General features: G+C 58.5%; 1 protein-coding gene. It reads left to right on the forward strand.

Going from position 1 to position 8,816, the window contains the following annotated elements; all coding sequences use genetic code 11:
• Positions 1-60: 60 nt before the first annotated feature.
• Positions 61-8,816: Ig-like domain-containing protein (locus ACQCLF_RS09140; RefSeq protein WP_426986469.1), on the forward strand; the 8,756-nt coding region annotated here is incomplete at its 3' end.

The following is an 8,816-nucleotide window of genomic DNA, read 5'->3' on the forward strand; positions in this document are numbered from 1 at the left end:
TGGCCTCCTGAGATCCGCAGTAATGTCAACGAAAGCCTCGATGGCGAGTATACCATCACAGTGACTGCCGAGCTCACTTGTCCTTATCGGTGTAATTTCAATAACTTCGGTTATGTGGTTTATGAAAGGCGGCCATCTGGTACCTGGCAAAGAATTGCTTCCGAAAACCCGACTGATGCAAACAGTTTTTCTGTCACGGTACAGAGAGAGAGTGGCACTTACGACTATAAGGCCAGTGTCCAGCGCGTCTGGTACCCTGGTGGCGGTCATTGTTGTGAAGTACAGGAAGCCGACTCCGGCAGCATCACGGTTGTTGTCAATAAAGTAACCGCTCCCAGGACCCCAGCGCTCGATACCATTGCGCCCGCCATAGCGCCCGATGGAAAGTATCTCCTTAGCTGGTCCAAACCCAGCAACAGCACAATCGACTACTACCTGTTGCAAGAGAGCAAAGACGGAGCTGCCTGGACCGACATCCCGCTAAGCACGAATGCCTACGACACGGAGAGTGAGCCACGGCCCGCCGGCTCGACTTACCGCTATCGCGTCGCCGCCTGCAATAACGCCGCTGGATGCTCCGGTTATAGTAATGTGCAGTCGGTAGCGGTGCCCGTCAATGAACCGCCGCAAGTCACTCTGGAATCGCCCACTGATGGTGTCGGCTTTCGGCCTGGCGACAAGGTTACGTTGCGCGCCTCCGCTGTTGATCAACACGGAGTGGAGTCCGTCGACTTTTACATTCGATATACAATCGGTGGTACTGTCACGACCGACACGCGCAGCGCAAGCAGGCTATCCGGCAATAGTTGGGTAGCAAACTGGGATGCGCGGGCAGCGGACCAGGTGTTGGTCTGGGCCAAGGCTCGTGACGTGTTTGATGCCGAAAAAAATTCCAGTACGATTCTCATCAACGTCACCAACAATCAGCCTCCCACGGCCAGCTTATCGGTAGACAAAACCGTCCTGGCCAAAGGTGACAGCGTGACCCTCACCTCCACTGCCTCGGATAGCGACGGTAGTATTGACAAGGTGCGTTTTACCGCTAACGGTGGCACTCTGGCTGAAATTGGCAGTAAGCCTTACACCTATACCTGGACGCCGGAGGCGGTCGACAGTTACGACCTGCAAGCCATCGCTTTTGATAACGAAAGTGCCATCGGTGCGTCGAGTGCTATCAATATCCAGGTCAGCACAGCGCCAAGTGTGACTTTGGAATACCCGGCGGGTGGTGAGGTGTTACGCCTGGGCGAGGAGGTCATGCTTAAAGCGCGCGCGAGCGACGACGGCAGCATTGCTTCTCTGCATTTTTATAGTCGATACAGCGGTGGTACGCAGGAGGAACTTGGCGCCGGGGTGTTGACACCTGGCGAGTGCGCCGGTGCCGGTCAGTGTTACACCCTGCTCTGGACGCCAGCGGTGGCGGACGACAAGGTTCACCTTTGGGTGCAAGCTACCGACAACCTGAATTTGACCGGCCTGTCAGCGGAAAGCCTGATTGCCCTCAAAGCCAATGATCCGCCCAGTGTCAGTTTGCAGCTCAGTGACACCGATATAAAAGAGGGTGATACGCTCCAGCTGACCGCTGCCGCCTCAGATGCCGACGGCAGCGTTGCCCAAGTGGAATTCTTTGTTAACGGCAGTTCATTGGGCGTGGACGTCAACTCGCCCTACACCAAGAGCTGGACCGCACCCGCCGCCGGTAGCTACCAGTTCACTGCCCGAGCTACCGATAACGATGGCGATAGCCGCCTGTCCGATGCAGTGACGGTAAACGTCGCCGTTGTGTCCATACCGACTAAACCCCCGGCACTGGAGGTTAATAACCAGAGCGATAACCTCATAGACTACACCGGCTATTACACGCTCAGCTGGTCGAACGTGGCCAACGCCAGCACCTATCGTCTGACCGAAAACGGTGATGAGGTGCAAAATACCAACACGCTGTCTTTTTATGCACCTAACCAAAATGCAGGCGATTACCGTTACGAAGTGCAGGCGTGCAACTTCAAGGGCTGCAGCGAACCATCCAATGTCATATCAGTGAGTGTGGTGCTGGACACACCGTCCGCCCCGACAGACCTGTTGATCGAACCGGCTGAGAATGTCACCGGCAACTACACCTTGAGTTGGCCGGCGAACGAAACCCGGCCCAATCCAACCCATTACCAGCTGGAAGAAAAGGCGGGCGGCCTGGAAGCTGACACAGAATGGCAGGCAGTGGGTGGCGGCCAGTTGCTCAAGCGCACGCGCACTGACATGCCGGTGGGCCGGTACACCTATCAAGTAAAAGCCTGCAACCCCATCGGTTGTAGCGAGGCAGGCGTACAACGCCAGGTAGAGGTGCTGCCACCCTATCTGTCTTCGGCAGCTCTGGCCTGTGACGGCGGCTGTCTATTGCTGGCCGGTATCGGTCTGGACCCCGGAGCACAGGTGACGCTTAACGCCGTTCACGACGGCGCTATCAGCGCCACGGTCAATAATCTGGGTTGGCAGGAGGGACCGCAACTGCAAGTGCCCCTGGAGAACCTGTCGGTTGTTTATGACGCCCTGTTCGAGCTGGGCCTGAATGTTACTTTGCAAAACCCCAACGGCGCCGAGGCCAGTATCCGTGTCTACGGTGACCACGAGACCGCCTCCCTTAGTCTCACCGACTCTGCGCCCACTGTGGGCGCGGATGGCACTATCTACGTGGGCTCTGGTAATGCGGTGTATGCCGTAGATCCGGCCACCGGCAAGAACCGGGGTGGCTGGCCCTTTAGTACCGGGGGAGAGGTGCGCGCCAAGCCAGTGGTGGATGGTGTGGACGGCACCATTTATGCCGCCAGCCGCGACCATAACCTGTATGCCATTACACCTTCCGGTAACCGCAAATGGCTGTTCGGCACTGGTGGTCCGCTGCTGTCATCGCCTGTGTTGGACAGCAGTCGTACCCTTTACCAAGGCTCTATGGACGGTACGCTCTACGCCATCAATGCCATCAATGGCACAGCCAAATGGCAATACGCAACGGACGGACAGATCCAGGATTCACCAGTGCTGGCCGGTGACAGCCAGGGCACAATCTATTTCACCACCACCGACGGTCGTATTCATGCTCTGGGTCGAGGCATATTGGGGCCGGACGTCCTGGTTTGGGACAGCCAGGATGATTCGCTGCTTGCCTCTGATCTGGACAACAGGAACTGGCAGCCGAGCGAAGCTCAGCGGCACCAATACTTGCGCGTGGCGCGCCTTTACCGTCTGTTGTTGCAGCCGCCTCTGTCGTTGAATAAGGAGTCCCTGACCTTTTGGACCTATGCCCTGGTTAATCGAGCCAGTCTGGAAGAGGTCGCGAATGCTTTTCTCTCCTCCAATACCGGCCAGGCCAACTTCCCTTCGGCTCTGAGCAATGCAGGGTTTGTCGATGCTCTCTACGCGCGCGCCTTTCCAAACCAGGGTCAGCCCGCGTTTAACCTGGGTGGTGTCACCTATACCCGTGCGATGCTGCTCACCATGCTGGGCGACAATACCAGCCGGGCCTCGATGGCGGCGCTGTTTGCGGACGCCAACGAATACGCCTCAGCCAACGATGCCATGTTGTCCCAGAGCTTCGACTACTACTATCAGCCTCAGGCCGAATGGCCAGCGCTGGGCTGTGAAGAGGTGGATGAGCTGCTACGCGACTGCGATGGCGATGGCTTGCCAGATTGGTGGGAGATCCTGTTTTTTGGCAGCATTGAGGGCCAGACCGGCGACGACGATAGTGACGGCAGCGGCATGAGCAACCGCGATGCCTTTCTGGCCGGCCTTGATGCCTGTACGAACGGATGCAGTCAGGGCGTGGTGGCGGAGTCTATGGCGCCGGGTCAAATGCCGGAAGTGCCTCAATTGACGGCAGCCATTTCGGATCAGGTAGGCTCCAGCGACGGTGAGTTCCGCGTCAATGAGTCCGGTGCGGCCACTTACAGTCTTCCTATTGCGCTGCCAGCGGGTACGGCTGGCGTGGTGCCAAGCCTGTCGGTCGACTACTCCAGCCAGGGCGGCAATGGCCTGCTGGGCAAAGGTTGGAGACTCTCTGGCCTGTCCGCCATCAGTCGGTGCCGTCAGACTCCCGCTCAGGACGGCCAGTTCCTGCCCATTACCTGGAGCAGTGAGGACCGGTTCTGTCTGGATGGCCAGCGCCTGGTGGTGGTTGAGGGTGAATATGGTGCGGTAAACAGCCGTTACCGCACGGAAATCGATAGCTTTGCACTGGTCACCGCCCAGGGCGGCAGGGCAGGCCACCCCGAATACTTCACGGTGGAGCGCAAGGATGGCTCGCTGAGCTACTACGGTAAGTCCACCGGTTCGCGCAAGGCGACCGAGGACGGCAAAGTGCTGACCTGGGCACAAAGCCGTTTCGAAGACAGTGTTGGCAACGGCATCGACTACGACTACCGGACCGATGGTGGTCTGCGTATTGACAGTATCCGCTATGCCGACGGCGCCGCTCAGGTGGATTTCGAATACACGGATCGTCTGGACGTCAGGCAGGGCTACGTGAGTGGCTATTCGTTCGTGAACAACAAGCGTCTGGAGCGTATCGAGGTGAACGACGATAGCCGCCTTCTGCGTAGCTACAAGTTCAACTTCCCCGCAGCGTCGACGGACTTTAGTTCAACCAGCTACCTGCAGTCCATTGAGGAATGCGCCATCTTGGACGGCATGGAAACCTGTCGGCCCGCCACCCGTTTTGATTGGACGCTGTTTGAGCACAGCGTCGACCCGGAACTCAGCAGCTCTGTGGCATTGGGCGAAGGGGAAAAGCGCGTGCTTACGGACTACCGGCCAGCGGACATTAACGGCGACGGTCGGATGGACTTTTTGTGGCAGGAGCTGGAATGGACATTTGGTAGCCAGGTCAACCAACGCTGGAGCTATGTGCTGGCCACCGAGGGCGGCTTCGGTCGAAAGCGCACAGCTGCCTCAACTAGAGATGTATCCAAGCCATATCGCACCGAGGTCTTTGATTACAATGCCGACGGGCGCGCAGACCTGGCTTACTACGATGAGAATAGGAGCAACTGGAGTATCTATCTATCGCGGCCGAGCGGTGAGGGTACTTGGAGCTTTTCGTCGACTCGTGTGTGGGATGTAGATCTTCCGGAAAAGAATCTGCGCTTTATTGATTTGAATGGCGATGGCCTGGTGGATGCACTGGGCGACGATGGATACCGGTTGATGGAGCCGGATCCGACCAAGGACCCTAGCCGCAGTAGTTACTATCGGTTCGGCGATAAAGAAACGATTACTCCCCCCGAGCTGGAACCCTGGGAGCATGACGGGTGGGAGGAAACGAACAGACGCTATGATGACACCTGTTACTCCCATGAAAGCTATTTCGCTCCGGACCTGGCTGGAGATTTCAATGGCGACGGCCGGGTTAATCTGGTGTTGGTTGACGTTGAAATCGAACGCCAGTTTGTCACCCGGGGCGGACGCCGGTGCTTTGGAATGATTCAGCAGCACACGCGCGCTTATCTGGTGACGCTTGACGGCGATAGTCTGATCAACCATGGCAAGCTCCTGGACGTTGAGCAGTCGTCCAGGGATTTTGACGAGGAAGAGCGCTCTGGTGACGCCGTAGACCGCCACGCAAAGCTGAAGCACAAGTTGCATGCCGCCGACCTGAATGGCGATGGCATGACCGACCTGGTGATCGAACGTCGCAAGGACAACATCGAGGATGGCGCTGACTACAGCTACCGTTTCAGCAAAGGCCAGGGGTCGGACGGCAAGCTGCAGTTGGCCGAGGAGGTGTTCATTGACACCTTGCCGGAAAAGGCCAATATCCAATTGGTGGACTACAACCACGACGGTGCTGCCGATTTGGTTTGGTTCGAGTCGGGCGACCTGATGGTGCGTCGTTGGGAAGGTGGTACCCTCGGAGCGCCGTACTTCATCGCCACGGACGTGGGTATCAAAGACGACACTCAGATGATGGCCGATATTACCGGTGATGGCCGGTTGGACCGGATCAGGGTTGCCAAGAGTCGCCTCGATGGTGACAACTCGTATCGAATCAACACCTACCAAGCCGCTGAAAGTGGTGAACCGCTCAACGTCATCACCGCGATCCACAATGGCCTGGGGGCGCGCACCGACATTCATTATGGCACCCTGGCCACCAGCCATCACTACGCACGCCGAGAGGTGGCAGGCGTCATTCAGGAGCGCTGCGAGCCCAGCTACCACCCCGACACCGGCTACAATCCGGACCCCTCATGCGAGGAGTACACAGTGGCCGATTCGGCCGAATTCTACGCCGGTCTCAATGGTGATTGGGAGCTGCCCGAAGGTAACCTGATGCTGGACAAGAGCAGCCCAGTGCTGGAAGTCATGGGTTCCATGCAGGTGGTTACCCGGGTCTCAGGCAATGCCCCAGCCCTGGACCCCTATACGGGCGAGGTGGATGCGCAGGCCCAAAGCCACATCGGCTATTACTACGGCCAGGCCCGCAGCCAGGCGGAAGGCCGGGGCATGTTGGGCTTTCGCTATGTGAGCACAGTAGACGAGCAGACGGGAGTGACCACCACCACCGAATACCGCCAGGACTTCCCTTTCATCGGCGTACCTCTGCGAACGGAGGTCAAAACCGAACAGGGTCATTTGCTGTCCGAGGCGGAAAACCGCTGGGGCCTGCAGGGTTGCAATCTCCCGCTGGCTGGCGTCGCGACCTGCGAAACTGCCAACCAGCCCTATCAGCCTTTTATCGCTCAGTCTGTGGAACGGCGCTACGAACTGCTGCAAGAAGGTCAGATTCAGGGCGAACTACTGCAAACCGTCACCACCGACAACGTCTACGACACTTCCGGCAATCCTCTGGAAATCAGCACCACCACTGAAGGTGGCGGAAAGACGTTTACCAAGGAGGTGACCAACATCTTCGGCCCGGGAGAAACGCTCAACTTCCACAACCAATACGAGCGCGGCTTGTCCGACTACGATGAATTGGGCCGGCTCACGGCCACCACGGTGACCAGGCGCCGTGCTCTGCGCGGGGAGATGGACGAAAGTGTGCGCCGTTCATCCTTTACTTACTACCAAAGCGGCGTGCATGCGGGTCTACTGGAGACGGAAACGGTGGAGCCGGAGGGGGCCGCTGACGAAACGCTCACGACGACTTACGACTACGACACTTACGGCAATCAGACCAGCGTGACCCAGACCATTATTCAGGATGGGCAGGAGCGCACACGCAGCGAACACGCCGAGTACGAGGACGGCCGCTACCGCACGCGCAGCATCAACGCCTACGACCAGGTGACCGAAGAGGTGCTTGAACGCAATGCCTGGGGTCAGCCCACCAAAGTGCGCGACCTGACGGGCCAGGTAGCGCAGGCCCAGTACAGCCCCTTTGGTCGGAAGATTGTCAGTTACAGCCCCGACGGGGCTTGGAGCCAGACGCTCATGGCTGCGGCAGGCCACCACTGCCCGGCTGTAGCCGTTTCCCAGTCACGAACCACCCGGGCCGGCGGCAGTGAAAGCATCAACTGCTTTGACGTTCTGGGCCGCAAAGTGCGTGAGGCCGGGCGCACCTTCGAGGGCGGCTGGACCTACGTCGACACCCAGTATGACCGGACCGGGCGAGTGGTACGCAAGTCCGAACCCCACGATGGTTACCCGCAATACTGGACCGAGATGGCTTACGACCTGCTGGACCGGGTGGTGAGCACGGAGCTACCGGGGGTTGCTGTACCGGTACAGGTCACTTATGACGGATTCACTACCACAACCACAAATCCCAAGCATCAGACCAAGAAAGAGGTTAGCAACGCTCTGGGCGAAAGGGTTGAGGTTGAAGACGCTATGGAAGGCCAACTCCACTACCACTACGATGCTCAGGGCAACTTGCGCTTTGTCATCCGTGGTGGCCCAGAGGTGGACGACGTAGAAACCGAAGTGCGTTACGATCGGCTCGGCCGCAAAACTTACATGAACGACCCGGATAAAGGAAAGTGGCGCTATACCTACAACGCCTTCGGTGATCTGATCGAACAGAGAGACGCCAAGGGTCAGCGCTCAGAGATGAAGTACGATGATTTGGGCCGCCGAGTGGAGCGCAGCGACTATTTGGCCAGTAGTGAGCTGGAAGGTCAGAGTAACTGGCACTACAACAACACTCAGACCTGGCAGGCCGCCGAGTTCGACAACCCCGAGGACAGTACCACATGGCTGGTGCCGCCCGGCGCCCTGATCAAGGTGGAGGCCAGCGACGGCTACCGCCAGGCTCAGGGTTACGACAACCTGGGTCGGCCCTCGGTCACCGCCACCAGTTTAATGGCTAACGGCCGCATGGAGCACTACTTCGCGCGCACCACCTACGACAGCATTGGGCGTGTCCATCAGGAGTTCGACGCCGGTGGCGACGGCAGTTGGCAGGACAACGGCATCGAAAACCGCTACAACGAATACGGCTACCTGCGGGAAGTGGTGGACGCGGTGGAGTTCAACGGCGCCCCGCGCAGCCGCTACTACCAAGTGCTGGAGATGGACCTGCGCGGCAACGTCACTCGCTCGCGCCAAGGCAACGGCATTACCACTGAACGGAGTTATTACTCGGCCACCGGCCGACTCCGGACCCAGCGCGCCGACCTCTTCAATGGCCTGTTCGGGGAACTGCAGGATAAGGAATACGAATGGGACGAACTGGGCAACCTCATACACCGCTATGACTACCATGGTGAAGAGCCGGTACAAGAGGATTTCGGTTACGACGAGCTCAACCGCCTGAAGTGGTCCAAGGTCAGTGGCCGTGAGCAGGTCAACGTCGACTACGACGCCTTGGGCAACATCAA

The organism is Marinimicrobium sp. ARAG 43.8, from assembly GCF_050113635.1.
Lineage (GTDB): Bacteria > Pseudomonadota > Gammaproteobacteria > Pseudomonadales > Cellvibrionaceae > Marinimicrobium.